Origin of the sequence: Nocardioides panzhihuensis (assembly GCF_013408335.1) — a bacterium.
Classification (GTDB): domain Bacteria; phylum Actinomycetota; class Actinomycetes; order Propionibacteriales; family Nocardioidaceae; genus Nocardioides; species Nocardioides panzhihuensis.
Map to the genome: position 1 here is coordinate 4,557,913 of NZ_JACBZR010000001.1, position 26,549 is coordinate 4,584,461.

The window sequence follows — 26,549 nt, forward strand, 5'->3', positions numbered from 1 at the left end:
GGTCGATCCCCCGGGCGGACACCCCGGGGGATCGTACGTTTTCGAGTGATTCGTTCAAGCGATCCGGTCAGCCGCGCCAAGCCTCGTCGGAGCCCAGGTCGGCGTGCTGGACTACCCAGGAGTGCATCGCGATCGCCGCCGCGGCGGAGGCGTTGATCGACCTCGTCGAGCCGAACTGGGCGATCGAGAAGGTGCCGTCGACGCTGACGCGAGCCTGCTCGGAGAGTCCCGGGCCCTCCTGCCCGAACAGGAAGCAGACGGATCTGGGGAGCTCCATGGTCTCCAGGTGGAGCGAGCCGGGCAGGTTGTCGATGCCGAGGAGGCGTACGTCCCGGTCGTGGAGGTACGCCGCGAGCGCCGGCACGTCGGGGTGATGATGGACGTGCTGGTAGCGGTCGGTGACCATCGCGCCGCGACGGTTCCAGCGGCGGTTGCCGACGATGTGGACCTCGGCGGCGAGGAAAGCGTTGGCGGTGCGGACGATGGTGCCGATGTTGAAGTCGTGCTGCCAGTTCTCGATCGCGACGTGGAAGCCGTGGCGGCGCTGGTCGAGGTCGGCGACGATGGCCTCGAGGGTCCAGTAGCGGTAACGGTCGACCACGTTGCGGCGGTCGCCGCCGGCCAGCAGCTCCGGATCCCAGTGCTCCCCCTCGGGCCACTCGCCTTGCCACGGGCCCACGCCGACCTCCGGCTGCCCGTGGGGCATCGGGTCGTACGGCGCTCGGGATTCGCCCTCCGCGGGTGGTGTCTCTTTCATCGGCGGATAACACTATTCGACAACAAGATTTTGTTACCTATAGGTAGGCTAAGCGGCGTGACAGGTGCCGGGAACTTTGCGCCGCTGATGGTCGGTCTGGAGTGGCTGAGTCCCGACTTTCTGCTGACCACATTCGGCGAGCCGCTCTTCTGGATCAGCCTGATCATCATCTTCGTCGAGTGCGGCCTCTTCTTTCCGTTCCTTCCCGGCGACAGCCTGCTGATCGCGCTCGGGATCTTCATCGCGACCGGCAAGATCGACATCTTCCCGGGGCCTCCCGGCGTCGAGGTGGTGATCGCGATGCTCTTCTTCGTCGCGGCCGCCTTCGCCGGCAACGTGACCGGCTACGAGATCGGCCGGAAGATCGGGCCACGGCTCTACGAACGCGAAGGCCGGTTCATCAAGAAGCGGCATCTCGATCAGACCCGCGCGTTCTTCGACAAGCACGGCAACAAGGCCTTGGTGATCGGGCGGTTCATCGCGTTCGTACGCACCTATGTCACCGTCGTCGCCGGGGTCACCCACATGGATCGGCGGCGGTTCTACTTCTGGAGCCTCGTCGGTGGCGTGCTGTGGGTGCTCGCGGTGACGCTGTTCGGGTTCTTCGTCGGGGCCCGCTGGCCCTGGCTGGCCGACAACATCGACTACCTGATCCTGCTGCTCTTCGCGCTCGCGCTGGCGCCGGCCATGGTGGAGTGGTGGCGTCGACGGCGGACGACCTCCCGGCTCGCCGCCGACCTGGACCACGACGGCCGGCCCGACCGCGACGTCCTCGGGATGCCGGTCCGGCCGCGCACGCCGGCCGACGACGACGCCGAGAGTCCGGCCGACCGCTGACGCCCTATCGCGCCAGACGCCCCTGAGCGAGCCGGTCCAGCGCCTCCTCGATCACGTCGCGCTGCTTGGTGAACGTCCAGCGGACCAGGTGCTTGCCGGCGTCGCCGTCGTAGAAGCCCTGCAGCGGGATCGCCACGACCCCGGCACGCTCGGGCAGCGCCCGGCAGAACTCGAGCCCGTCACTCCAGCCGAGGTCGGTGATGTCGGAGACGGCGAAGTAGGTGCCCTCGGGGATCGTGACGTCCAGGCCGATCTCCTTCAGCCCGGCACAGAGGAGGTCGCGCCTCCCCTGCAGATCGAGGGCGAGCTCCTGGGGCCAGTGGTCGAGATGCTCGAGCGCGTACGCGGCGGCGGGCTGCAGCGGCGCTCCGGAGGTGTACGTCAGCCACTGCTTGGCTCCCAGCAGCGCCTGGACCAGGTGCTCGGGGCCGGTCGCCCATCCGATCTTCCAGCCGGTGAACGAGTAGGACTTGCCGATGCTGGACAGGGTCAGCGTGCGCTCTCGCATCCCGGGGAGGGTGGCGATCGGGATGTGCGGGATCCCGTCGAAGGTGAGGTGCTCGTAGACCTCGTCGGAGACCACCGTCAGGTCGTGGTCCCTCGCGAAGGCGGCGACCGTCTCCAGCTCCTCGCGGGTGAGCACGGTGCCGGTCGGGTTGTGCGGGGAGTTGAGGATGAGCACCTTGGACTTCGAGGAGATCTGGGCCTCGAGGGCGGCTCGCGGCAGCCTGCCGCCGGGCGCGGTCGGGTCCAGGCTGAGGGTCACCGGGCGACGTACGCCGCCGGCGAACTGCACCATGGCCGGGTAGCTGTCGTAGTAGGGCTCCACGAGGATCACCTCGTCGCCCGGGTCGACCAGGGCGAGGATCGCCGCGGCGATGCCCTCGGTCGCGCCGGTGGTCGCCGCGACCTCGCGTGCGGGGTCGAAGGCCAGGCCGTAGTGACGCTCCTGGTGGGCTGCGACCGCTTCCCGCAGCGCCGGGATGCCGGGGCCCGGGGCGTACTGGTTGCGTCCGCTCCGCAACGCGGAGACGGCCTCTTCGATGAGCTCCTCGGGGCCGTCCACGTCGGGGAAGCCCTGGCCGAGGTTGACCGCGCCGGTGGCGACGGCCAGCGCCGACATCTCGGCGAAGATCGTCGGTGGGATGCCGTGAAGTCGTGCTGCAGTCATGACACTTAGGCTAGGGGTCGTGACCACGGATCAGACCCTCGCTGCCGACATCGACGCCACCTGCCGCCTGCATGGGGAGTTCACGCTCCGCTCGGGTCAGGTCAGCGACACGTACTTCGACAAGTACCTCTTCGAGGCCTCGCCGGCGCTGCTGGACCGCGTCGCGGCGAGGATGGTCGAGCTGCTCCCCGAGGGGACCGAGCTGCTCGGCGGCCTCGAGCTCGGCGGCATCCCGATCGTGACCATGGTGTCGGCCAAGACCGGCATCCCGGCGATCTTCATCCGGAAGAAGGCCAAGGAGTACGGCACCGCCAAGCTCGCCGAGGGTCCCTCCTTCGACGGGAAGCGCGTGACCTTGATCGAGGACGTGATCACCTCCGGTGGCGCCGTACGCGACGCGGTGAACGCGCTCCGTCCGCTTGGTGCGGTCGTGGACACTGTGGTGTGTGCGATCGACCGGTCGCCGACGCCTGGCGAGTCCCTGCGTGATGTCGAGCTGGAGATCCGGTCGGTGCTGACCCGGGCCGACCTGGACGCGGTCCACGCGGCCTCCTAGGGCCACCACGTCGATTTCAGGTTCGGTCGCTAGGCTTCGGCCGCCCGGCCCACCCCAAACACCTTCGAAGAGAGCCTCATGATCCTCACCGCCAGCCAGCCCGAGGAGCTCACCGGCGTCGCCGGCTGGGCGGTCGACCTGATGGACAAGCTCGGCCCGGTGGGTGCGGGGCTCGGCATCGCGCTGGAGAACCTCTTCCCGCCGCTGCCCTCGGAGATCATCCTGCCGCTGGCCGGCTTCACCGCCGCGCAGGGCCGGTTCACCCTCGCCGAGGCGCTGATCTGGACCACGCTCGGCTCGGTCGTCGGCGCGCTCGCGCTCTATCTCGTCGGTGCGCTGATCGGCCGCGACCGGGTCTACTGGATCGGCGAGAAGCTGCCGCTCATCAAGACCTCCGACCTGGAGAAGACCGAGGCGTTCTTCGAGAAGTACGGCGCCTGGACGGTCTTCTTCGGCCGCTTCATCCCGATCTTCCGGTCGCTGATCTCGGTGCCGGCCGGAGTCACCCGGATGCCGATCTGGAAGTTCCTGCTCCTCACCACCGTCGGCTCGGCGATCTGGAACACGATCTTCGTCGTCGCCGGCTACCAGCTCGGTGACAACTGGGAGAAGGTCGAGCCGATCGTCGGGCGCTTCCAGAACGTCGTGATCGTGGTCGTGGCCGTCGCGGTCGTCGCCTGGATCGCCGTGCGGGTCTACAAGATGGTCCGCGGCTCCGACAACGGGGCCAAGGACGACTCGCTCGTCTCCTAGAACTGCTGGTGGGTCGGCGGGGCGCCGTTCGGTGTCCCGCCGTTCGGTGTCCCGCCGTTCGGTGTCCCGCTGTTCGGTGTCGCCGCCGGCTGCTGCCAGGGGTCGCCGGGCTTGCGACGGGAGAACCAGCGGCCTGCTCTGCCGACGTACAGCATCACCAGCGCGGCGATGATCAGCGCGGGGTAGAGCACCACGAAGAGCGAGAGCAGCGCGGCGATCGAGCCGACGACGGTGAGCAGGATCCGGGCCAGGTTGGAGCGGAACAGCACCATGATCCCGAGCGGGATCGCGGCCAGGCTCAGCACGCCGCAGATGGCGAACCAGATGATCATGAACATCGTGACGCCCTTGTCCGAGGACGTCGGGTCGTTGTAGTCCGCGATCCCCGTCGGCACCATGAACACCGCGATCAGCAGCGCGATCACCGACCCGACGATCGTCATGACCGAAGCGCCGACCACGGTGCCGGGCCGGCTGTCGGGGTCGGGCTGCGGATAATGCGGCAGGTACGGCGGGAGCTGCTGGGCCATCGGGTACTGGCCGTACGCCTGAGGAGGGTGGCCCCATCCCTGCGGCTGGGGTGTGGCGTACGGCGTGGGCGGGGGCTGGCTGCTCGGCTGGGCCGGCGGCTCCTGCCCCTCGAACGGGGGCTTGCCGCCGTAGGGGTTGTCGAAGGAGCCGTACTGATCTGACATGCGCGGAGCCTATCCGGCCGGCGGGGTCACCGGCCCTGGTTTATCACCGTGAGCGGAACCACGCGCCGACCTCGGGCCGCAGCAGGAACGAGAACGTCGCGACCGCGGCGCCGAAGAGGACCACGGCCGGCGGGAAGGCGAGAGCGAAGAGCAGGAGCGAGAGCCCCGAGACCCCGGCCGAGATCATCAACGCGACCCGAGCCCAGGGGTGACGACGCATCGCGAACACGGCGAACGCGGCCGCGGCGATGCAGACGAGTGCCACCAGCGCAGCCCCGATCCATGCGGAGGCGACGATGACGTCGGTGGTGTAGAGACCGGCCACCTCCCGCATCCTGGGGTCGCTCTCTGCCTGCTTGCGCACCTGGTCGAGGATCAGGTCGGGGTTGGCGGTCGCCGTCACCGCCGAGGCGAGCATCATCAGCGCGGTGAACCCCGAGCCGACCCAGGTGAGCACGGCAGCCGCCGTCACCGCGCCCGGGCGCCGCTTGGGCGCCGTGTTGGCGGTCTGGGCGACCGCGCCGGTCCACGGCGGCGGCTGCTTCTCGGAGAGCCGTACCGTGCCGGTGGTCGCGTCTGGTGATCCTGCCGGGATGGTCGGGGCCGTCGAGCCTGTTGAGCCGGTCGAGTCGGTCGCGGTGTCCGGGCGGGCCGGGGCGACGTACGACTTCTGGTTGGGGTCACCGCCGCCGGCTTCCCGCTTGGCCGGCGACACGCCGTCAAACCAGTCGCGGGTGGGCGACATCCACAGGAGTACGACGGCGACAGCCGCCAGCGTCGACCAGAACCCTCCGCCGAACATCCCGGTGAAGAAGAGCGGCGCCGCGATGATCGTGAGCGCGAGCCGGGCCTGCTTGTTGCGCTGCAGCACGTGCCAGCCGAGGATCACCGCTGCCGCCGCCATCGCGCCGGTGACCAGCGCCATGATGTGCATGAGGTCGAGGATGCCGTCGAGCCCGATCCCCGAGCCGGCCAGCGGCGGCTCGGCCAGCACCTCCTCCACCCGCTCCCGGGTGTCCAGGCTGCGCAGCCCGGAGATCTGATCCCAGGCCCCCACCACCGTGAGTAGGGAGCCGAGCACGATGAGCCACCCGGCGAGGGTGGCCTGACCGGGGCGAGGAAGCTTCGTTTCAGACATGTTGAGAACCATTTTCTCATCCCCTCCAACCTTCCACCCATTCCGCCCGCCCAGACTCCGCCGAGACGTCACCCGCGTCGGCCGAGACGTCACTCCCGCTGGCCGAGTTGGCACGTGGATGACACCTCGGCCGACGTACGTGACTTCTCGACCGACCGCAGTGACTACTCGACCGACGTAGGTGACGTCTCGGCTTGGGGTCGCTTCCGGAGGCGGTCGAGGGCCTTGGGGGTCTCGACCGCGGGGATCGCCTCGGCGATCTCCTTGGCGCAGGCGGCGGGAGTGGCGGTGGTGGTGTCGACCCGGATGTCGTACGCACCGTGCGAATAGACGAGCGTCTGCGAGCGAGCGAGGCCGGCGGGACGGTCGCCACGAGCGGCCTCACGGCGTTCGAGCTCCTCGGGCGCGCACCAGACCTCGACGAGGGTGACGTCGTAGCCGTCGAGCACCTCGAGCAGGTCGTCGAGACGCCAGGTCTCGCTGAGCGGGTAGTCCATGATCACGTCGTTACCGACCGAGGCCAGGGCCGCGACCGCGCGGTGGTAGCCGAGCCTGGTCCGCCGCAGCATCTCGCCGATCTCGGTCTGGTCGAGATCGCGCGTGTGCACCGTCGACCGCATCCCGCTGAACTCGTCGACCGGGACGAAGAACCACGGGTCCTCGAGCAATGGCAGCAGCTCGCGGCCGATGCTGCTCTTTCCCGAGCTCGACGCCCCGTTGAGCAGGATGATCCGACCGCTTCGCATGCGAGGAGACTATTCGCCGAGGCGTCACGTAGGTCGGCCGAGTGGGCACCTAGGTGCCCACTCGGCCGACCGGAGTGACGTCTCGGCCTCAGACCTTCAGGGTGAGAGCGTCGCCGTCGCGGTCGACGGTGACCTCGCCACCGTCGGTGACCTTGCCACCGATGAGCATCCGGGCGAGCGGGTCACCGATGGCGGACTGGATGAGGCGACGCAGCGGCCGGGCACCGTACGCCGGGTCGTAGCCGGTCTCGGCAAGCCACTCCCGAGCCTCGGGGGTGACGGAGATCGAGATGCGGCGTACGGCCAGACGCTTCTCCAGCTGGGCGAGCTGGATGTCGACGATCTTGGTCAGGTCGGCCAGGGAGAGGGCGTCGAACATGACGACCTCGTCGAGACGGTTGAGGAACTCCGGCTTGAACGACGACCGGACCACCGCCATGACCGACTCGTGCTTCTCGTGCTGATCCATGACCGGGTCGACCAGGAAGGCCGAGCCGAGGTTGGAGGTGAGGATGAGGAGCGTGTTGCGGAAGTCGACGGTGCGGCCCTGACCGTCGGTCAGCCGGCCGTCGTCGAGCACCTGCAGCAGGATGTCGAAGACCTCGGGGTGAGCCTTCTCCACCTCGTCGAGCAACACCACCGAGTAGGGCCGGCGCCGCACCGCCTCGGTCAGCTGGCCACCCTCGTCGTAGCCGACATAGCCCGGAGGCGCTCCGACCAGCCGCGCGACGGAGTGCTTCTCGGAGTACTCCGACATGTCGATGCGTACGATGGCACGCTCGTCGTCGAAGAGGAAGTCGGCCAGCGACTTGGCGAGCTCGGTCTTACCGGTGCCGGTCGGGCCGAGGAACAGGAACGAGCCGGTGGGCCGGTTGGGGTCGGCGATCCCGGCGCGCGAGCGCCGCACCGCGTCGGCGACCGCGGTGACCGCTGCCTTCTGCCCGATCAGCCGCTGCCCGACGACGGACTCCATCTCGAGCAGCTTGGCCTGCTCGCCCTGGAGCATCTTGCCGGTCGGGATGCCGGTCCAGGCCTCGACCACCTCGGCGATCTGCTGGGCGGCGACCTCCTCGCCGACCAGCCGTTCGGTGACCTGCTCCTCCTCCGACTCCGAGGCCGCCTCGGCGATCTGCTGCTCGAGCGCCGGGATCTTGCCGTAGAGGATCTCCGAGGCCTCCCCCAGCGACCCCTCGCGCTGGAGCCGCTCGGCCTCGCTGCGCAGGGCGTCGAGCTGCTTGCGCAGCGCGCCCTCTCCCTCGAGAGAGGCCTTCTCCCGCTCCCAGCGAGCCTCCAGGCCGCGCAGCTGCTCCTCCTTGTCGGCGAGCTCCTTGCGCAGCGCGGCGTGGCGCTCCAGCGAGGCGTCGTCGGACTCCTTGGAGAGCGCGAACTCCTCCATCTTCAGCCGGTCGACGGCGCGCCGCAGCTGGTCGATCTCCTCGGGAGACGACTCGATCTCCATCCGCAGCCGGGACGCCGCCTCGTCGATGAGGTCGATCGCCTTGTCGGGCAGCTGGCGGCCGGTGATGTAGCGGTCGGACAGGGACGCGGCAGCCACCAGAGCGGCATCGGTGATGCGGACACCGTGGTGCGCCTCGTACTTCTCCTGGATCCCGCGCAGGATCTGCACGGTGTCCTCCACCGACGGCTCACCGACGAAGACCTGCTGGAAGCGGCGCTCCAGCGCCGGGTCCTTCTCGATGCGCTCGCGGTACTCGTCGAGCGTCGTGGCACCGATCATGTGGAGCTCGCCGCGCGCGAGCATCGGCTTGAGCATGTTGCCGGCGTCCATCGCGGAGTCGCCGCCGGCGCCGGCGCCGACGACGGTGTGCAGCTCGTCGATGAAGGTGATGACCTGGCCCTCGGCGGCCTTGATCTCCTCCAGGACGGCCTTGAGTCGCTCCTCGAACTGGCCGCGGAACTGCGCTCCGGCGACCATCGCCGCCAGGTCGAGCGAGAGGACACGGCGGCCCTTGAGGGAGTCGGGTACGTCGCCGGCGATGATCCGCTGCGCGAGCCCTTCGACGACGGCGGTCTTGCCGACGCCGGGCTCGCCGATGAGGACCGGGTTGTTCTTGGTGCGCCGGGAGAGCACCTGGATGACGCGACGGATCTCGGAGTCACGGCCGATGACCGGGTCGAGCTTGCCGCGCTCGGCGGCCTCGGTGAGGTCCTGGGAGTACTTCTCGAGGGCCTCGTAGGAGTCCTCGGCATCCTGGCTGGTCACCCGGCGGTTGCCGCGGACCGCTTTCAGCGAATCGCGCAGCCCCTTCTCGCTCAGCCCGGCGCCCTTGAGCACCTTCTGCGCCGACGACTCGACCGTGGCCAGCGAGATCAGCAGATGCTCGGTGGCGGCATAGTCGTCCTTCAGGGACGTGGCCAGCGTGATCGCCCCGGCCAGGACACGGGTCAGCGAACCCGAGGCAGCGGGCTGCTGCACCGTGGACCCGCTGGCACGCGGAAGCCCGGCGAGGGCGGTGGCCGCCGTGCGTGACAGCTCCTCGGCGTCCACACCGGACTTGGTGACCATCGACGTGGCGGTGCCCTCGTCCTGCTGCAGCAGCGCGACGAGCAGGTGGATCGGCTCGGTCGTGGTGTTGCCCGCCGTCGTGGCGGACAGCTGCGCGGCCTCGATCGCCTCGCGAGCCTTGGTGGTGAACTTCTCTGCCGAAAACTGGCTCATCTGTGTCTGCTCTCCTCCTGGGGATGCACCTGAGTCTGTCGCGGATGCCCGTCACCCGCATCTATCTCAACACATCAAAGTTGAGTCTATTCCACTCAAGTTTGGCTTTTTCCATTGCCCTGCCGACTGTGCCGGCGATCGGGCACACTCCTCCCGTGGACTCCCGAGGCGCCGTGCGCGAGCAGCTCGCCGCGCGCCAGCGCGAGGTCCTCGACGACCTGCTGGCCGGACGTACGCCGCCGGGGTTCGATCCCGCCGGGACGACCGCGACGACGCGGGTGCTGCACCACAAGCGCTCCTCGGCCGCCCATCATGCCGCCCCCGAGCTCGACCTGCTCCCGGACTGGCGCGCCCGCTTCCACGCCTGGGCAGCGCAGCACCCGCAGCAGGGCTGCGCCCACGACGACGTACGCACGTTCCTGGCCACCATCGGCCCCGGCTGGCTCCGCCTGCACGAGGTCTACGAGGGCCGGCGCCGGATCGCGCTCACCCACATCTCCGGCCGCCGGGTGCTCACCGTCGGCCTCGGCTCGCAGATCTGGCACCTCAGACGTCGCACCTGGAAACGGAGCTCCACATGAAATCCCTGATCATCATCGCGATCCTCGGTCTGCTCGTCTTCGCGCTGACCAAGGCAGCCGTCGGCGTCGGCCGCGGCAACCGGCGCCGCCGAGGCCCCCGGAGCCACGGCGGCAGCAACTGCAGCTCGGGCTCGTCGGGCTCCTCCTACGACTCCGGCGACAACCGCCACTCGTGCAGTAGCTCCTCCTGCAGCAGCTCATCCGGCGGCTCCAGCTGCGGCGGAGGCGGAGGCGGCGACTGACCCCTCCCCGCCGACTCGGCTCATCCTGACCAGGATCCGCGCCGAGTCAGCTCGTCAGAACGAGCCGACTCGGCATCAGAAGAGGTCTAGGACGGTGACCTTCCGTCGGCCGTCGACCTTGGCAGATCCGCTGACAAGTGGTTGACCCCGCAGGTCGGGAGGTACGGGAAACGTACGGGTTCAAGGCGAGCCGGGTGCACTGTAGAAGTTGGGGGACACCAACGACAGGCACGTTCTGCCGGCCCCCACACCAGAAGGTAGTTCTGACATGAATCGATCCCTCAAACGACTGCTCGCGAGCGCGGCCGCAATGACCAGCATCCTGGTCTCAGCAGCCACGTTCGCGACCGCCACCCCCGCGAGCGCCGCCGGCGCGTACAACACGTGCAACGGGTCGGTGCGAATGTTCATCGGCAGCATGTACTACAACGTGCCCGCCTACAACGGTTCCGTGAAGTGCAATCTGGTCTACAACACCGGCTCGTACAGCAACGCCGTCAAGGTTCTCCAGGCAAGCCTGAAGTACTGCGAGAAGATGTCGTGGATGGACGAGCCCGACGGCTACTACGGCGTTCAGACGTTCTCAGCTGTCGAAGCCGTTCAAGACAAGTACAACCTCGGCATCGACGGGACGTACGGCCCACAGACTCGGAACGCAATGAGGCACTACAGCAAGGCCTACGGGTGCGCGAAGCTGTCGTTCTGATCTTCGCCGACGCTGCGATCTGACCGGCATGAGCGTGCGGGCCGCGGCCGCGGCCCGCGCGCGCTGGCGGAAGGCGCTGGCGTCAGAAGAGGTCCAGGGCGGTGACCTTCCACTGGCCGTCCACCTTGGCCGCTTCCACCGCGATCTGGGCAGCCGAGATGGAGGACTCCTTGTCGGTGGAGCGCTGGGAGGCCTGGTCGAGGAAGACCAGGAGCTCGGCGGAGTCGGCATCGAGGGACTTGACCGCGGCGACCTGGACCTCGGCGCTGAGCGTGAGCTTCTGACCCGGCGCCTTCTCCTGGAGCTGCTTGAAGAGGAGGTCGTACTCCTTGCGGGCGTCGCCCGCCAGGAACTCGTCGGCGGCAGCGGCGGTCGGGCCGGGGTCGGAGAAGTCGTAGGAGAAGACCTGGAGCAGCCCGGTCGAGACGGCCGACTGCACCTCGGTGGTGGCCTCGGCGTCGACGACGGCACGGTTGCCGACGTGGTCGGTCTTCCGCTCCCGGTCGGCCTGCCAGAACGCACCCAGACCCAGGATCAGGGCGAGCGCGGCGAGGAACGGAGCCCAGCGGCGTACGTAGGTGGTCATGACATGTTCACCGCTACCTGCTCGAGGCTCTCCAGGAGCCAGTCGTCCCCGACCTTGACCAGGTCGGCCGCGAACCTGTTGCGCTTGACGGTCGGCTCGGCGTCCTCTGCAGAGCCCGACCCGTCGCGGACCGTGATCTCGACCGCGGCGATCACGGTCGCGCTGTCGTCGTCGAGCTCGGTGACCGCGGCGTCCATCACCGAGCCGGTCGAGATCTTCTTCTGCTCGGCGAGGACCTTGCGGTCCTCCTCGGTGACACTGGTCAGCTGGTCGTGCAGGGTGCCGGTGGTGACCGCGGCCCAGCCCTTCAGCCCCTCGTCGACCTTGCGGTGGTCGAGCGAGTTGAGGGTCTCGATGTGGCTGGTCGCGACGATGAGAACCCGGTCACGAAGGGCGGCCTCGTCGACCATCTCCTGGTCGTGGCCGCTCGCCCGCCACCAGGTCAGCGCACCCGCGACCAGCACGCACAGGGCCACCAGCGGGAGGGCCCAGGCGAGCACCCGGTCACGGGTCGACCTCGGCTCTTCTGTGGTCTCGACAAGCTCGACCACCTTCGCCTCCCTTCGTCTCTCTACTGTCGTGCTCATCGGGCCACCTCCGTAGCGCAAGCGCCAGAATACGGACGCGGCCCGCTGAAAGGTCCAAGGTTCGCTCGCTGACGCTCGCTCATCGCTCCCCCATCAGCCCGGCGAGCGTGGTGGGGACGCTAACCGTCTCCGGCTCGACTGTCTCGGTCTTCGTGGTTTTCGGTACGGCCTTGCAGCCCGCCGCGGTGTTGAACGGCTTGCCCTTGCTCACATCGGTGCCGGCGCGCAGATCGGTGCCCTCGTATCCGAAGACGCAGGGCGGCGGGTTGAAGAACGACGGCATCAGGCTCAGCCGCGCCCCGTTGGAGGTGTTGATCGCCCAGCCGATGCTGACCGCCTCCGGCACGGTCACGAAGGTCGACTCGAGCGCGGCGGCGTTGGTGCCGAAGAGGGTCGCGGGAGTGACCAGGTTGCTCATCAGGATGCCGAGCGGCTGGCCGACCTCCTTGACCAGCAGCGATATCTCGGTCGCCGCGCCGGGGGCCGCCCCGATCAGGTCGCGCAGGTCCTGGTCGGAGGAGGCGAGCGTCTCGGAGAAGAGCGCGAGGTCGTTGCTCCAGGCCTTGATGCTGGTCGCCGACTCCTCCTGGGTCTCGAGCACCTGGTCTGAGTTGCGGATCAGGCTTGCAGTGACCAGGAAGTTGCGGTCGGCCTCCTTCTGGAACGACAGCGACGTGTCGACCAGCTTCCGCAGGTCGGAGCCGGCCCCCTGGGACAGCAGGTAGGACTCGTCGATGGTCGTCACCAGGGCCTCCTCGGGCACCGAGGCGACGAAGTCACGGCCGGTCTCGATGACCTGGGAGGCGTCGTACGGCAGCGCCTCCTTCCCGGCGGAGAGCCGGTCACCGTCGGAGAGCCGGTCAGAGCTCACCGCGCCGCCGCGGAGGTCGAGATACTGCTCGCCGATGGCCGACCGGTTGGCGACCTTGACCGTCGCGTCCTTCGGGATCGCGGGAGCGTCGCCGTCGATCTCCAGGACCGCACGTACGCCGTCGGCCCCTGCCTTCAGGTCGGTCACCTCGCCCACGGGCACCCCGCGGTAGGTCACCTCCGAGTTCACGAAGAGCCCGCCGCCCTCGGGCAGCGAGACGTCCACGCGATAGGGGTCGTCGAGCAGGTCCAGGCCGACGTAGCGGGCCCCGACATAGCTCGTGCCGACGAGGGCGAGGGCGACGAAGAGGCCGAGCTTGACGCGTACGCCTCCGGTGAGCCGTTGCATCATTCGCTCCCTTCCACGGAGCCGGCGTCAGGGCCCGAGCCGGTTCCGTCGGGTGAGGACTCGGAGGTCGCCGACTCCGGGCCGGCCGGCGACTCGGACGGCGAGGAGGGCGAGGTCGAAGGCGACGTCGACCCGGAGCCCGACGGCGACGGATCGCCTGAGGACGGGTCCGAGGACGACGAGCCGTCGGAGGGCAGGATCGACTCCCCCGGGATCGACGGCGAGGACGAGCCCGGCACCGGTGAGCTGGTCGACGGCAGCAATCCAGGCGGTGCGTCCGACGACCCGGACTGGGAGGAGACCGAGCCGCCGGACGCGCCGTCGGACCCCGGCTGCAGCCACTCGCAGCCCTTGGACTGACAGCCGGCGGGGGTGCGGAAGTTCGTGACCATGAACAGGTTCATGTAGTCGCCGCGGATCGCATTGAGCACCTCGTCGGGGAACGGGTAGGTGAAGAGGATCTCCAGCGCATAGGGCAGGTCGGAGCCGGCCTTGGCGAGCTGGTCGAGGATCGGGTCGAGCAGCTTCAGGTCGGCGACGATGTCGTCCTGGGCCTGGTCGAGGGTGCGGATGGTGACCTTGGACAGCTTGTCGAGCGCCTTCAGCATCGCGATCAGCTGCGGACGCTGGTCGACGAGCACCTGCATCCCGGGCGAGAGCCCCTCCAACGCACTGGAGATCTTGTCCTTGTCCTTCTCCAGGGTGACCGCGAGCTCGTTGAGCGACTCGATCGCCGACGTGATCGAGGTCGACCTCGAGTCGAGGACCGAGACGAAGCGGTTGATCTCCGTCAGGAACGCCTTGATCTCCTCCGGTCGACCGTCGGAGATCTTCTGCATCTCGCGAGAGATCTCCTGGAACTGCGCGATCCCGCCGCTGTTGAGAACCATCGACAGCGCTCCGAGCACCTCCTCGACCTGCGCGGCCGCCTCGGTGTCGCCCCGCCCGAGGACCGCGCCATCACCCAGCGGCGAGCCCGCGACCGGCGTGGCGGGCGGGATCAGCGCGATGTACTTCTCGCCGAGCAGCGAGGTCTGCTGCAGTCGTGCCGTGGTGCCGGCGGGGAGCGGGACGTCGTCCCTGACCACCAGCGACACCCGCGCGCTGCGGCCGTTCTCGGTCAGCCGGATCTTGGAGACCCGGCCCACGGCGACGTTGTCGATCTTGACGCTGGACTGCGGGACCAGGTCCAGTACGTCGCTGAACTCGGCGCTCAGCGTGATCGGGTCCTTCCCCACGTCGGCGCCACCGGGGAGCGGCGCCTCATAGACGCCCCCGCTGACGGCACCCAGCCCGCAGCCCGACAGGGTCAGGGCGGCGGCCGCGACGACCGCTGCGGTTCTGGCCAGGTTCGTCATCACTGCTCCTCTCCAGCTGCGGAGCCGACACCGGGCAGCAGGACCGGCGGCGCGTCCTCGGAGGTCTGACCGGTGAGGCCGTCACCGGACCAGACGCTCAGCTCGTTCAGGTTGGTGCGGCCGACCAGGGTGTTGGATCCCGGGTCGTAGGCGTTGACGAACTTCTGCAGCACCTGCGGGATCGTGGCGACCGCCTCCTCGAGCGACTCGTTCTGGTCGACGAGGACCTGGGTCGGCCCGTGCAGGTTCTCGACGCTCGTCTGCATCACGCCCCGGTTGTCCTCGATGAACGACTCCAGCAGCGCCAGCGCCTCGCCGAGGTTGCTGACCGCGGAGGCGAGGTCGTCGCGGTCCTCGGCGAGATACTCGGTGACCTGCGCGAACCGGCGGTTGGCGTCCTCGACCCCGTCGTCGTGCTCGAGCAGCGTCTTGTTGAAGGTGTCGAGGTTCTCGACGGTGGCGAAGAAGTCCTGGTCGACGTCGGCCAGAGTCGCGGAGGCGTCGGCACCTTCCCGGATCACCTGGTTGATGTCGGCGCCCTGCCCGTCGAGGTTGGCCGCGATCACCTCCAGGAACCGCGACAGCGCGCCGTTCTGGTTGGCCCCGTCGGGACCGAGCTGCTTGCCGGTCTCGGTCAGCGAGGCGTAGAGGTCGTCGATCTCGACCGGCACGGCGGTCTCCTCGATGACGGTGCCGCCGCGGAGCTCGGGGCCGTCGACGTACGGCTCGGTGAGCTGCACGAAGCGGTCGGAGACGAGCGTCGGGGCGACGATCACGGCCTCGGTGTCGGCCGCGGCGGTCTGGCCGGGGTCGAGCGTCATCGAGACCTTCACGTGCTCGCCGACCGGGGTCACCGAGGTCACCTTCCCCACCGGCACGCCGAGGATCTGCACGTCCGAGCCGGGATAGAGCCCCACAGAGGCCTCGAAGAGCGCGGAGAAGGTGGTGCCCTTGCCTCCCTCCCGGACCCCGTACGCCGCAGCCCACCCGATCACGCCGACGACGGCGACCACGAGGAACCCTGAGATGAACCGACGGAGTCTCATCGCTTCCCTCCCGGCACACAGTCGCGGGTGACGTCGTTGTCGAGCACCGGCGCGTTGTTCTCGTCGAAGAGGCCGCAGCCGTAGACGTCGATCCAGGGGCCGTTGCTCATCGAGGCGCCGACGACGCGGTAGTAGGCGCCGATCTGGGAGAGCGCCTTGTCGAGGTGGTCCTGGTTGCGCTGCAGGATCACCGCCACCTGGTCGAGCTTCTCGAGCGCCGGCCGGAGCCGCTTCTGGTTGTCCTCGACCAGCCCGGAGACCTGCTTGGCGAGGTCGTCGGTGTAGGTGAGCATCTGGTGGATCGCCTGCCGGCGCGCGGCCAGCTCCTCGAGCAGCTTGTCGCCGTCCTCGATCAGGAGCCCGATCTCCTGGTTGCGCTCGGCGAGGGTGTCGGTGACCGTGGTCGTGGTCTTCATCAGCTCGGCCAGCTCCTGGTCCCGCGACGAGATCGTGCGGGAGAGCCGGGTGAGACCGGAGACCATGCCGCGTACGTCCTCGGGGGTGTCCTCGAAGACCTCCGAGAGGGCCTCCATCGACTCCTCGACCTGGGCCATGTCGATCTCTCCGACGGTCGTGGACAGATCGGAGAAGGCGGCGTTGACGTCGTAGGGGGTGGTGGTCCGGGAGACCGGGATCGGCTCGCGGAGATCTCCCGAGCCGCCCGGGTCCAGGGAGAGGAACTTGCGCCCGAGCAGCGTCTTCACCTTGATCGACGCGGTGGTCTGCGAGCCGAGCGTGACGTCCTTGGCGCGGAACCTGATCAGCACCTTGTCACCGTCGAGCTCGAGGGAGGACACCTCGCCGACCTTCACCCCGGCGACCCGCGCCTCGTCGCCGGGACGCAGCCCGGCGGCCTCGGCGAAGTAGGCCTCGTAGGTCTCGCCACCGCCGATGACGGGAAGATCCTCGGCGTTGAACGTGGCGAGGAAGACGCCGGTCATGGCGACGATCCCGATCACCGCGATGACGATCTTGTTGCGTTCGGCGAACGACTTCGGATAGCGGGCCATCATTGGCACCTTCCTGCCGGCGAGTCCACACCGAGGTCGCCGTAGTAGCCCTCGGGTTTCGGGATCCGCCCGTCGATGGAGCAGATGTAGAAGTTGAGCCAGCCGCCGTAGGTGGCCATTCGGCCGATCTCGTCGGTCTTCCGGGGCATCGTGGTCATGAACTTCGTCAAGACCTCCTCGTTCTCGGCGAGGTTCCCCGAGAGGTCGCCGAGGGAGTCGATCGAGTCGCGCAGCGGTTTGCGCCCCTCCTCCAGCAGCCCGGTCACGCTCTGGGAGAGCTCCCCCATCCCCTCGATGGTCGAGCCGAGGGTCTTGCGGTCCGCGGCCAGCCCGGAGACCAGACGCTGCAGCGTCACCAGGGTGGTGTCGAGCATCCCGGTGCGCTCACTGACCACCTCGAGGACCGAGTTGAGGTTGGTGATCAGGTCGCCGATCACCTGGTCCCGGTCGGCGAGGGTCGAGGTCAGCGAGGCCGTCGAGGAGAGCAGCGACTCGACCGTCGCTCCCTCGCCCTGGAAGACCGCGATGATCTGGGCGCTGAGGTTGTTGACGTCCTCGGGGTCGAGGAACTTGAACAGCGGCTGGAAGCCGTTGAAGAGCATCGTCAGGTCCAGCGCCGGCCGGGTCTCGTCGAGCGAGAACGTGTAACCGGCCCGCAACGGGTCGCCGCCTTGAGAGCCTGGCTCGAGGGCGATGTAGCGCTGCCCGATCAGGTTGCGGAACCGCAGCTCCGCCCGGGTCCCTTCGACCATCGGCGCCGACTCGGCCGCGGTGAAGACGACCTCGGCGGTGTCGTTGTGCCGCAGCCCGATGGACTGCACGGTGCCGATCTTCACCCCTGCCATGCGCACGTCGTCGCCCTTGTTGAGGCTGGTCGCGTCGGTGAACAGCGCCGTGAACGTACGCCCCGACGAGGTCGTCCCGTTGGAGATCGTCGTCGCCAGCGCCGCCATCGCCAGGACCGTCACCAGCGCGAAGACCACCGACTTGGTGAGTGTCACCGCAACCGAGCCGCCAGTGCCGCTTCTCATCGCACGATCACCTCCGTGCCTCGCAGGGCCGGGCCGAGCAGCAGGCTCGACCAGGTCGGATACTCATCAGGTGCCATGCCTTCCGCTGGTGCCATCACCTCGGCGATCAGCTGGTTCTCGCCCTTGGAGTTCTGCTCCCCCAGCCCCGTGGTCGCACCGAAGGTGCGCACCCGGTCCGTCGGCGGCGCCTCGATCTGCTCGACCGTGTCCGCCGTGTCCGCCGTTCCGGTGACCGCCGGCTGGGTGCCGGTCCGGCCGGTGACGTACGGGCAACGCGGGCCGCCGGTGCGCAGCTTCGGGACGTAGCCGGGGCGATAGGGCTGCCGGATGTCGGAGACGCTGACCAGCGCGTGGACGCCGTGTTCGTCGGTCCCCTTGCCGAGGTTCTTGGCCATCGCCGGCGCGTAGTCGCGCAGCGCGCTGAACAGGCAGGGGAAGGACGAGGCGTACGGACTGACCGCGCGCAGCGCGTCGCGCGAGGTGTCGGAGAGCACCACGATCGTCTCGCGGTTGCGCTCGAGCCACCGGTCGGTGTCCGACGCCGTCGTGGTCACCGACCGGAACGTCTCGGCGAGCTGTCTCTGCTGGTCGACCAGGGTGCTCGCGGTGATCGTCATGGTGTCCAGCGCGTCCAGCAGGTCCGGCGCCGCCTCCTCGAAGTGGCCCGCGACCCGTCCCAGTGAGGCCAGGTCGTCGGTCAGCTGCGGCACCAGCGGGTTGAGCCTCTGCAGGTAGTCGGCCCACGCCGAGAAGGCCTCGCCGATGTCGTCGCCGTTGTCGCGCAGCATCGTGGCCAGCTCGCTCAGCGTCGCGTTGAGCTTGTGCGGCTGGATCGCCTTCAGGACGGGGAGCAGCTCGTCGAGCACCTGCTCCAGCTCGACCGCCTCGTCGGAACGGTCCTGCTCGATGACGTCGCCGGCCTCCAGCTCCGGCCCGCCCGCCGTGGGCTGCAGGGCGACGTAGCGCTCGCCGAAGAGGGTCTTGGGCAGCAGCCGGGCGGTGGTGTCGGTCGTCAGGTCGGAGAGGGCCGCCGGCTCCAGCGCCAGCGTCAGCTCGGCGCCGCCCTCGCGCGCCGAGACGGTGCGAACGGTGCCGACCGGCACCCCGCGCAGCTTGACGTCGGAGCCCTCCTGGAGGGCGTTGCCGAGGGTGCCGGTGGTCAGCGTGACCTCGGAGCGGTCCACGAAGGTCTGGTCGTAGGCGAGCCAGGCGCCGAGCCCCACCGCGGCCACCACAGCCAGGTAGCACAGGCCGAGGAACGCATCACGAACTCTCGAGAGGCTCATCCCGCGATCCTCACCGTCGTCGTCGCGCCCCACATCGCCATCGACAGCGCCAGGTCGAGCAGCGCGACGACCACGATGGTCCGTCGCACCGAGCGCCCGACCGCGATCCCGACCCCGGAGGGTCCGCCGCTGGCGTAGAAGCCCAGCCGGCAGTGGATCAGGATGATCAGGATCGAGAAGATCAGCACCTTCCCGAACGAGAGCAGGATGTCGATGGGCGGCAGGAAGAGCTGGAAGTAGTGGTCGTACGTCCCGGCCGACTGCCCGTGGAAGTAGACCGTCACCAGTCGCGAGCCGGCGTAGGACGTCAGCAACCCGACGACGTAGAGCGGGATGATCGCGACGAAGCCGGCGACCACCCGGGTGGAGACCAGGTAGGGGATCGTGCCGAGCCCCATCACCTTGACCGCGTCGATCTCCTCGTTGATCCGCATCGCGCCGAGCTGGGCGGTGAACCCGGCTCCGACGGTGGCCGACATCGCCAGTGCCGCCACCAGCGGGGCGATCTCACGGGTGTTGAAGTAGGCGGAGATGAACCCGTTGAGGGTCGAGGTGCCGATCTGGTCGAGCGCTGCGTACCCCTGCATGCCGACGACCGTGCCGACGAAGATGCTCATCCCCGTCATCACCCCGATCGTGCCGCCGATGACCGCGAGCGCGCCGGTGCCGAAGGAGACCTCGGAGAGGATCCGGAGGATCTCGCGCGGGTAGTTCCTGATCGCCGACGGGATGCCGACCAGCACCTTGCCGTAGAACCGGATGTCCCGGCCGCTCTGGACGAGCCCGTCGAGCGAGCGGTCCAACCGCGACCGCTTCTTCACCACATCGACGGTCGCCATCAGGCACCCTTCCCAGGAACGAGCTCGAGATAGAGCATGGTGATCACGGTGTTGACGAAGAAGAGCAGCATGAAGGTGACGACGACCGACTGGTTGACCGCTTCACCCACCCCCTTCGGCCCGGGCTTGGTGTTGAGCCCACAGAACGCGGCGACGAGACCGGCGATCAGCCCGAAGAGGACCGCCTTGATCTCGCCCACCCATAGGTCAGAGAGCTGAGCGAGGGCGGTGAAGGAGGAGAGGTACGCCCCGGGCGTACCGCCCTGGATGATGACGTTGAAGAAGTAGCCGCCCAGGACGCCGACGACGCTGACCAGACCGTTGAGCAGCACCGCCGCGAGCACGCAGGCGAGCACGCGTGGCACGACGAGCGCCTGGATCGGGTCGACCGCGATCACTCGCATCGCGTCGATCTCGTCTCGGATCGTCCGTGATCCCAGGTCGGCACAGATCGCCGCCCCGCCGGCCCCCGCGATGACCAGCGACGTCACGATCGGCGCGGCCTGTTGCACGACGGCGAGGACGGAGGCGGCTCCGGTGAAGGACTGTGCCCCGATCTGCACCGTCAGCGTGCCGAGCTGCAGCGCGATCACCGCTCCGAAGGGGATCGCGACCAGCATCGCCGGGATCCAGGAGACGGAGGTGACGAACCAGAACTGGTCGAGCAGCTCGCGGGCTGCGAAGGGTCGCCGGAAGGCGGCTCGGAAGGTGTCCAGACCCAGCGCGAAGAGCGCCCCGACCTTGTCGAGGCCCCGGCTGACCGGGTCCTTGGTCTTGACCGCCGCCGGGGCTCGGTCAACCTCGTCGTCATCGGCGGTGTAGAGCGCCGCGGCTCCGCTCGCGACCCGGTCCGCGTGTCGCGCCGCCCCCTCGCGAGGCGCGCCGCTGGCCGGGGCGAGCTGGCGGGGCAGCACCTCGATGGCGCGGGCACCGGCGCGCACGGTCGCCACTCCCCCGGCGGGGTAGTAGGCCTGGCCCTCGACGTAGTCGTCGTTGACGCCGTGGTCGGTCTCCTCGCTCATCCCGATCGGCCCGATCGGGTCACCGCTCATGAACTGCGAGACGACCGGGTGGTCGGTGAGCAGGAACTCCTCCCGCGGGCCGTACATCACCAGCCGGCGCCGATAGAGCATGCCGAGGTTGTCCGGGAGCGTACGCGCCAGCTCGATGTTGTGGGTGACCACCAGCATCGTGGCGTCGGTGGCCGCGTTGACGTCGACGAGGAGCTGAGCGAGGTTGGCGGTACGCACCGGGTCGAGCCCCGAGTCGGGCTCGTCGCACAGGATGATCGAGGGCTCGGTGACCAGCGAGCGGGCCAGGCCCGCACGCTTCCGCATCCCGCCGGAGATCTCGCCGGGCAGCTTGTGCTCCTGGCCCATCAGGCCGACCAGGTCGAGCTTGTCGCATGCGATCTGCTTGATCTCCGACTCGCGCTTTCGAGTGTGGGCGCGCAGCGGGAAGGCGACGTTGTCGAAGACGCTCATCGAACCGAACAGCGCGCCGTCCTGGAAGAGCACGCCGAACCGCTTGCGCAGCTCTTGGCGCTGGGACTCGCGCGCCTTGACCATGTCGACACCGTCGACCAGGCAGATTCCGGCCTCGGGCCGCAACAGCCCCATCAGCGATTTCAGGAATACCGACTTGCCGGTGCCCGAGGGGCCCAGCAGTGCGGTGATCTCGCCCTGGGGCAGCGTGAGGGTCACGTCGCTCCAGATGTTCTGGGACCCGAAGCTCTTGGTGAGTCCGGTGACCTCCACGGTGCCGCCCATCGCGGGACCTCCCTGTTTCTGCCGTTGTGGGGTGCGTCAACGATCGGACAGTACGTGTGGCCCCGGTCACAGGGGAGAGATAAATCGATCGAGGGTCAAATCAGTGCCGTGTTTTGTCATGCGCATGACAAATCAGCCCGGCCGAAACCCGGTGCACCTACCCCGTTCGGCCGCACGGCGGCACAGTCGTACCGAATTTCAGGGGCAGGCAAGGCAAAGGCGTGCCATGGTGGTCGATACCTTCTCGGGCTTGTTGGACGAAGGAGCATGACGTGCAGCGGAGCACGATATGACGCAGACCCAGCGGTCTCCCGGTCTTCCTGGGTCGGCCGTGTGGATGCTGAAGAGCCTGGAGAGCGAGGTGCGGCCGATCGCTCTCCAGATCACCCGTCACCTGCGCGAGAGCCTGCCCGCTGAGACCGAGGGCTTCGAGGAGATCATCTTCACCGCCGTGCACGGCGCGATGTCGCACTTCATCGACCTCGGCCTCGGGCGAGCCGCGCCCTACACCGCGATCGACGACCACTTCCGCAAGGTCGGCTTCCGGGTCGCCGCTCTCGGTGAGGCCCGGGCCATCGTCGACGGGGGCATCGACATGGCCACCACCGAGCTCTGGGACGAGCTGCGCCGCCGGGCGGTCGAGAACGAGCTCTCCGCGGCGGCGCTGAACGCGCTCAACGAGATGATGACGGCGTACGTCGACCACCTGACCGCTCAGGTCACGGCCGGTTTCGAGGCCGGCACCGAGGCGCGCGACCAGGACAACGACGTCGCCCGAGCGCGGCTGATCGATCGCATGCTGTCGGGCGCCTCCGCCGCCGAGATGGAGGTGCAGGCGGCGCTGGGCGAGTGGGACCTGCCCGAGAAGGTGACGGTCATGGCGGTCGAGCTGCGAGACGGCGGCCGGATCGCCGCCGACGCCCTGTCCGCCACCGCCCTCACCCGCCGTCGTGAGCCCACCCAGGTGGTGATCTGCCCGCCTCACGACGCCGCAGCCATCACCAAACAGGTGCGGGCAGCAGCCGGGCCGAAGTCCCGGGTCTCGGTCTGCTGGCCGGTGCCGCCCGAGGATGTCCCCGCCGCCTGGCGCTGGGCCAACCGTGCCCTGGCGCTGGTCAACGCACGGGTCATCCCGGCCAAACCGGTCATCGACTGCCTCGCCTACCGCACCGAGATCTGGCTCCACGCCGAGCCGGTGATGCGCCGTCAGCTCGCCCAGGAGCTGCTCGAGCCGCTTCTGGCGGAGTCGGAGAACTCCCGCGAGATCCTCACCGAGACCCTGCTGGTCTGGCTCGAGACCCGGGAGAGCGCGCCGGCGATCGCGGCCGTGCTCGGGGTGCACCCGCAGACGATCCGCTATCGCTGGAAGCGGATCAACGAGCTCTTCGGTGAGTCTCTGCGCGACCCCGAGTTCGTCACCCAGCTCCTCCTGCTGCTCAAGGCGAGCGTGCCGCTCTGGGTCGCCGGTGACCAGAGCGACTTCGACCGCTACCAGCAGCAGACCGGATGACCTCGGGGTGATCGTGGTGATGCTGGAGCTGGTCGTTCTCGCGGTCGGGGCGTTGGCGGCGTACGTCCTGGGAGCGCGGTTTCCGCGCGTCGTCGCAGGCTGGGTCGGGCGCCAGTCCGGGATCGAGGCGGTGCCCGGACCCGCGTGGGCGTCGGCCGCGAAGGTCGATGCGGTGGTGCTCGACCGGTGGGGCACGGTGACGACCGGCAGGCTGAAGGTGACCACGGTCGACCCGTTGGACCCCGACCATGTCCGCAACCTGCGCTGGTTCGCGGGTGCGCTGGAGCACGAGGCCGAGGGCCGGCTGGCCCGGGCGATCGCCCGGCTCTCGCCCCGGGGCAAGGTGAGCGGCTTCGAGGAGGTGCCGGGCTGTGGCGTGCAGGGATCGGTCGACAGGCATCCGGTACGCGTCGGACGGCCCGCCTGGGTCGGCATGGCCGAGCGCAACGACCTCGGTGTGGTCGTCGGGGTCGAGCTGGACGGGCGACCCTTGGGCTACCTCGTCGTCGGCGACGAGCCCCGCGAGAACGCGCGGACGGCGATCTCCCGGCTCTCCGCGCTCGGAGTCACCCCGGTGCTGGTCTCCGACGACACCGCCCGCAACACCGAGCATCTGGCCGAGGCGTGCGGGATCGAGCGCTCTCATCCCGAGATCGCGCCCGAGAAGCGCGCCCGGCTCGTCGCCGAGCTCCAGGAGCAGGGGCACGTGGTGGCCGTCGTGAGCTCTCGCCCGGAGGACGCCGAGGCGCAGGCAGCGGCCGACCTGGCGGTGGGCGGGGATGGCGGCGTACGCCTGCAGGATCTCGACGTCAGCCGGGTCACCGCCCTGCTCTCGACGGCACGCGGGGTGGTCGCGGGGTCTCGGCTCGCCCGGCCGCTCGGACCGGTGCCCGCGCTGGTCGGCCTGGGGTTGGCGGTGCTCGGTCTCGGGTCGGTGGTCGTCGCGGCGATCTGTGCGCTGCTGTGCCTGGTGACGGCCGCCGCGGTGGGGACGATCAGCGTGATGCGGGCCGGAAACTTGTCACCTACGTGAGTAATTTCGGCCCAAGTCTGCCCCGACCTCGCTGAAAGCATTGTGGCGGGGCTCACATCCGTGGCTGGATCGATGTCGTCGATCTGTGCCCCACCCGAGGATGTGACCGAGGATGACCCCACGAGCCGGTCTGTTCGTAAAGGTCGCGGCAGTGCCCGTGGCCGCCGCGACCGCCGCCTGGACGATCCATGCGATCCAGGACCCACGACCCCTCGACGCCTCGGCAGAGGTGGCCCAGGTGCCCGTCGTCGACGTGCCGGAGCACGAGCTGCGGCCACCGGTGAGCGTCTCCGCGGTCAAGCCTCTTCCGAAGGTCACCCCGACGCTCGCGGCCAAGCCCGCCGGGTTCGCCGCGGACGCTGCGGCCGGCGTCATCCCCGACGTCGCGCTCGCGGCCTACCAGCGGTCGGCCTCCGTGCTCGCCGACGCCGACTCGGCCTGTGGGCTCGACTGGTCGCTCGTGGCCGCCATCGGCCGGGTCGAGTCCGACCACGGCCGCGCCGGGGGCAGCACGCTGTCCACCTCCGGGGTCGCGACGCCGGGTATCTACGGTGTCCCGCTCACCGGGGCCTCCGGGACGGCCCGGATCATGGACACCGACGGTGGGGCGTACGACCGTGACCTGACCTACGACCGCGCCGTCGGGCCGATGCAGTTCATTCCCTCGACCTGGTCCGAGGTCGGGGTCGACGCCGACTCCGACGGCCGCCGGGACCCGCAGGACGTCGACGATGCCGCGCTCGCGGCCGCGGTCTACCTCTGCTCGGGCTCGGCAGACCTGTCCACCGAGGCCGGGAAGCGCTCGGCGGTGCTGCGCTACAACCGCAGCGGTGCGTACGCCTCGGCCGTCCTGCAGATCGCCGACGGCTATCGGCTCGGCACCTTCGAGACACCGACCGGTGTCGTCCTGCCCGCCGCGCAGATCCCCTCCTCCGATCACGAGCCGCGCTCCGGCGCCTCGCCCAGCGCCCAGCCGCCCCGACGTTCTCCGGGTGGCTCGTCCTCGGGAGAGAAGGGCACCGGTACTCCCGGCGGCGGCACGACCACGCCTTCCGCACCCGCGCCGTCGAGCTCACCCTCCCCCGGCGGCGGGTCCGGCGGCCCGTCGCCCACCTCGGGCCCGGATCCGTCCGGCTCGCCCACGGATCCTCCGACGGAAGACCCGACCGAGACACCCACCGAGACCCCCACGGACACGCCAACCGAGGACCCGACCCCGACCGAGACACCGACCGAGACACCTACCGAGACGCCTAGCGAGACCGAGTCCGCCACCGAGTCCGCCGGCCCGGAGGGCTCCGCAGGCGCCTCCTGAGACTCGGCCCCCAGCGTGTTGGCCTCGGCACGCCCGTCCGCGGTCGGCTCGACCATCCCTCCTCTGCCGGTCGAGCCGTCGGAGCAGCCCCCGCGGAACGTGTCGAGGCCAACACTTCTCGATTGGACTAAATCGCGTTACAACTTCACCCGGTACAGGCACACTGGTGGCGCGGCCGGACCCACCACCAGGAGTGTCTCCATGCTGACCGATAACGACCGGCTCGTCGCTCATGTCGCGCGCCTCGGCGAGGAACACCCGCCGATCCCGATGGACTCCGTCGACTTCACCGTCAACGACCCGGCCGGCTTCGGGGCCCGTTTCGGTCACGTCCTCGACTACATGGCGCGCGTCGAGCTCGAGGTCGACCGCAACGTACTCGAGATCTCCACGATGCTCCCCAACCCGCCCGAGGTGGACAAGCGGTTCTACGCCGAGGTGTGGCAGCCGCAGGAGATCCAGCACGGCCTGATCCTCGACCGACTGCAGCAGATCCTCGGCCGCCCGCCGGCGACCACCGACCTCGACCATGTCGGTCTGAAGCTGAAGGTGCTCGGCCTGCTGGCCCATCTGGAGCCGTTCCAAGACGTCTGCCGGATGCTCTACTACCTGACCGGCATGGCCACCGAGCGCTCGGCCGTGATCGCCTACAACCTGCTCCACGACGGAGTCATCGAGACCGGAGAGCGGGCCGTCGCCGAGACGGTCATCGCGCCGATCAAGCGTCAGGAGCCGGGCCACTACGCCTTCTACCAGCTCTCCGCCCGCGCCCACTGGGCCACGCTCTCGGCCTGGCAGAAGTGGCTGGTCCGACGCATGCGCCGGATCTCCTTCGCGCCGGTCGGGGTCAACAACGCGACCCAGCTCGCCGACTTCGGCGACGTCATGGAGACCCTCGGCGTCGACCACGCAGGCCGTGACCTCGCCGCCGACGTCGCCCGCGTCGAGCAGGAGCTCCTCTGGGCCCGCGACCGCGGCCTCCCCGTCCCCGACTACGTCACCAGCGCCTTCCGCGATGCCGTCGAGGCGGCCCGGGCGCGCGCGGCTGCCTGAATGCTCACCGAGGCGATGTCCTGAGCCTCGGTGAACATCCACCCG

The 26,549-nt window shown here is 69.2% G+C and carries 26 protein-coding genes; 10 read left to right on the top strand and 16 right to left on the bottom strand.

Going from position 1 to position 26,549, the window contains the following annotated elements:
• Positions 1–67 precede the first annotated feature (67 nt).
• Positions 68–757 carry a TrmH family RNA methyltransferase gene (locus BJ988_RS21635; protein ID WP_218861034.1) on the bottom strand — a complete coding sequence of 230 codons (690 nt, stop codon included), beginning with the start codon at positions 755–757 and terminating at the stop codon, positions 68–70.
• A 57-nt stretch (positions 758–814) separates the two neighbouring features.
• Here BJ988_RS21635 and BJ988_RS21640 point away from each other — a divergent pair, with 57 nt between their 5' ends.
• The gene (locus BJ988_RS21640) at positions 815–1,594 is read left to right on the top strand and encodes a DedA family protein (RefSeq protein WP_343051723.1); all 780 of its coding nucleotides are present in this window, start codon (positions 815–817) and stop codon (positions 1,592–1,594) included.
• A 4-nt stretch (positions 1,595–1,598) separates the two neighbouring features.
• On the opposite strand, the gene BJ988_RS21645 is transcribed toward BJ988_RS21640, so the two are convergent.
• A complete protein-coding gene (locus BJ988_RS21645; protein WP_179659961.1) occupies positions 1,599–2,765 on the bottom strand; it encodes an aminotransferase class I/II-fold pyridoxal phosphate-dependent enzyme in 1,167 nt (388 codons plus the stop codon).
• Positions 2,766–2,784: 19 nt separating this feature from the next.
• On the opposite strand from BJ988_RS21645, the gene pyrE reads away from it, so the two are divergent.
• Together pyrE and BJ988_RS21655 are read left to right on the top strand one after the other, a co-directional pair.
• On the top strand, positions 2,785–3,321 hold the full coding sequence (gene pyrE, locus BJ988_RS21650; protein WP_179659962.1) for an orotate phosphoribosyltransferase: 537 nt from the start codon (positions 2,785–2,787) through the stop codon (positions 3,319–3,321).
• A 78-nt stretch (positions 3,322–3,399) separates the two neighbouring features.
• A complete protein-coding gene (locus BJ988_RS21655) occupies positions 3,400–4,074 on the top strand; it encodes a DedA family protein (protein WP_179659963.1) in 675 nt (224 codons plus the stop codon).
• Here the strand turns inward: BJ988_RS21655 and BJ988_RS21660 are convergent.
• The 4 genes from BJ988_RS21660 to clpB all read right to left on the bottom strand — a co-directional run bounded on the left by BJ988_RS21660 (position 4,071) and on the right by clpB (position 9,333).
• A complete protein-coding gene (locus tag BJ988_RS21660) occupies positions 4,071–4,769 on the bottom strand; it encodes a hypothetical protein (RefSeq protein ID WP_179659964.1) in 699 nt (232 codons plus the stop codon). The genes BJ988_RS21655 and BJ988_RS21660 overlap by 4 nt on opposite strands.
• 43 nt (positions 4,770–4,812) lie before the next feature.
• A complete protein-coding gene (locus BJ988_RS21665) occupies positions 4,813–5,907 on the bottom strand; it encodes a hypothetical protein (RefSeq protein ID WP_179659965.1) in 1,095 nt (364 codons plus the stop codon).
• A gap of 164 nt (positions 5,908–6,071) precedes the next feature.
• Complete coding sequence (locus BJ988_RS21670; protein WP_179659966.1) at positions 6,072–6,653, bottom strand: chloramphenicol phosphotransferase CPT family protein; 582 nt, start codon at positions 6,651–6,653, stop codon at positions 6,072–6,074.
• An 88-nt stretch (positions 6,654–6,741) separates the two neighbouring features.
• Positions 6,742–9,333 (bottom strand): ATP-dependent chaperone ClpB, encoded by a 2,592-nt coding sequence (gene clpB / locus BJ988_RS21675; RefSeq protein ID WP_179659967.1) that lies wholly within the window; start codon positions 9,331–9,333, stop codon positions 6,742–6,744.
• Between the two features lie 155 nt (positions 9,334–9,488).
• On the opposite strand from clpB, the gene BJ988_RS21680 reads away from it, so the two are divergent.
• From BJ988_RS21680 to BJ988_RS21690, 3 genes are all read left to right on the top strand, one after another.
• Positions 9,489–9,914 (top strand): SCO6045 C-terminal-like domain-containing protein, encoded by a 426-nt coding sequence (locus BJ988_RS21680; RefSeq protein ID WP_179659968.1) that lies wholly within the window; start codon positions 9,489–9,491, stop codon positions 9,912–9,914.
• The gene (locus BJ988_RS21685; protein WP_179659969.1) at positions 9,911–10,156 is read left to right on the top strand and encodes a hypothetical protein; all 246 of its coding nucleotides are present in this window, start codon (positions 9,911–9,913) and stop codon (positions 10,154–10,156) included. Before BJ988_RS21680 ends, BJ988_RS21685 begins: the two co-directional genes overlap by 4 nt.
• A gap of 310 nt (positions 10,157–10,466) precedes the next feature.
• Complete coding sequence (locus BJ988_RS21690) at positions 10,467–10,862, top strand: peptidoglycan-binding domain-containing protein (RefSeq protein WP_179659970.1); 396 nt, start codon at positions 10,467–10,469, stop codon at positions 10,860–10,862.
• An 82-nt stretch (positions 10,863–10,944) separates the two neighbouring features.
• Here BJ988_RS21690 and BJ988_RS21695 read toward each other — a convergent pair whose 3' ends face one another.
• The 10 genes from BJ988_RS21695 to BJ988_RS31600 form a co-directional block, all read right to left on the bottom strand.
• Positions 10,945–11,448 (bottom strand): hypothetical protein, encoded by a 504-nt coding sequence (locus BJ988_RS21695; RefSeq protein ID WP_179659971.1) that lies wholly within the window; start codon positions 11,446–11,448, stop codon positions 10,945–10,947.
• Positions 11,445–12,035 (bottom strand): hypothetical protein, encoded by a 591-nt coding sequence (locus BJ988_RS21700; protein WP_179659972.1) that lies wholly within the window; start codon positions 12,033–12,035, stop codon positions 11,445–11,447. The genes BJ988_RS21695 and BJ988_RS21700 overlap by 4 nt, the downstream gene beginning before the upstream one ends.
• Positions 12,036–12,114: 79 nt before the next feature.
• A complete protein-coding gene (locus tag BJ988_RS21705; protein ID WP_179659973.1) occupies positions 12,115–13,254 on the bottom strand; it encodes an MlaD family protein in 1,140 nt (379 codons plus the stop codon).
• Entirely contained in the window at positions 13,254–14,612 is a 1,359-nt protein-coding gene (locus BJ988_RS21710; RefSeq protein ID WP_179659974.1) for an MCE family protein, read from the bottom strand. The genes BJ988_RS21705 and BJ988_RS21710 overlap by 1 nt, the downstream gene beginning before the upstream one ends.
• Entirely contained in the window at positions 14,612–15,658 is a 1,047-nt protein-coding gene (locus BJ988_RS21715) for an MCE family protein (RefSeq protein ID WP_179659975.1), read from the bottom strand. Before BJ988_RS21715 ends, BJ988_RS21710 begins: the two co-directional genes overlap by 1 nt.
• Positions 15,655–16,668 carry an MCE family protein gene (locus BJ988_RS21720; protein WP_246321545.1) on the bottom strand — a complete coding sequence of 338 codons (1,014 nt, stop codon included), beginning with the start codon at positions 16,666–16,668 and terminating at the stop codon, positions 15,655–15,657. The genes BJ988_RS21715 and BJ988_RS21720 overlap by 4 nt, the downstream gene beginning before the upstream one ends.
• Entirely contained in the window at positions 16,668–17,699 is a 1,032-nt protein-coding gene (locus tag BJ988_RS21725; RefSeq protein ID WP_179659977.1) for an MCE family protein, read from the bottom strand. Before BJ988_RS21725 ends, BJ988_RS21720 begins: the two co-directional genes overlap by 1 nt.
• Complete coding sequence (locus BJ988_RS21730; protein WP_179659978.1) at positions 17,696–18,985, bottom strand: MCE family protein; 1,290 nt, start codon at positions 18,983–18,985, stop codon at positions 17,696–17,698. Before BJ988_RS21730 ends, BJ988_RS21725 begins: the two co-directional genes overlap by 4 nt.
• Positions 18,982–19,824, bottom strand: coding sequence for an MlaE family ABC transporter permease (locus BJ988_RS21735; RefSeq protein WP_179659979.1), 843 nt, complete (start codon positions 19,822–19,824; stop codon positions 18,982–18,984). Before BJ988_RS21735 ends, BJ988_RS21730 begins: the two co-directional genes overlap by 4 nt.
• A complete protein-coding gene (locus BJ988_RS31600) occupies positions 19,824–21,593 on the bottom strand; it encodes an ABC transporter permease (protein ID WP_179659980.1) in 1,770 nt (589 codons plus the stop codon). The genes BJ988_RS21735 and BJ988_RS31600 overlap by 1 nt, the downstream gene beginning before the upstream one ends.
• A gap of 289 nt (positions 21,594–21,882) precedes the next feature.
• On the opposite strand from BJ988_RS31600, the gene BJ988_RS21745 reads away from it, so the two are divergent.
• The 4 genes from BJ988_RS21745 (at position 21,883) to BJ988_RS21760 (ending at position 26,504) form a co-directional block, all read left to right on the top strand.
• Positions 21,883–23,103 carry a PucR family transcriptional regulator gene (locus BJ988_RS21745; protein WP_179659981.1) on the top strand — a complete coding sequence of 407 codons (1,221 nt, stop codon included), beginning with the start codon at positions 21,883–21,885 and terminating at the stop codon, positions 23,101–23,103.
• Entirely contained in the window at positions 23,060–24,136 is a 1,077-nt protein-coding gene (locus tag BJ988_RS21750; protein ID WP_179659982.1) for an HAD family hydrolase, read from the top strand. The genes BJ988_RS21745 and BJ988_RS21750 overlap by 44 nt, the downstream gene beginning before the upstream one ends.
• A 112-nt stretch (positions 24,137–24,248) precedes the next feature.
• Positions 24,249–25,451, top strand: a complete 1,203-nt coding sequence (locus BJ988_RS30650; RefSeq protein ID WP_179659983.1) for a lytic transglycosylase domain-containing protein — start codon at positions 24,249–24,251, stop codon at positions 25,449–25,451.
• Positions 25,452–25,652: 201 nt separating this feature from the next.
• A complete protein-coding gene (locus BJ988_RS21760; protein ID WP_179659984.1) occupies positions 25,653–26,504 on the top strand; it encodes a GTP-binding protein LepA in 852 nt (283 codons plus the stop codon).
• The last annotated feature ends 45 nt before the right edge of the window (positions 26,505–26,549 follow it).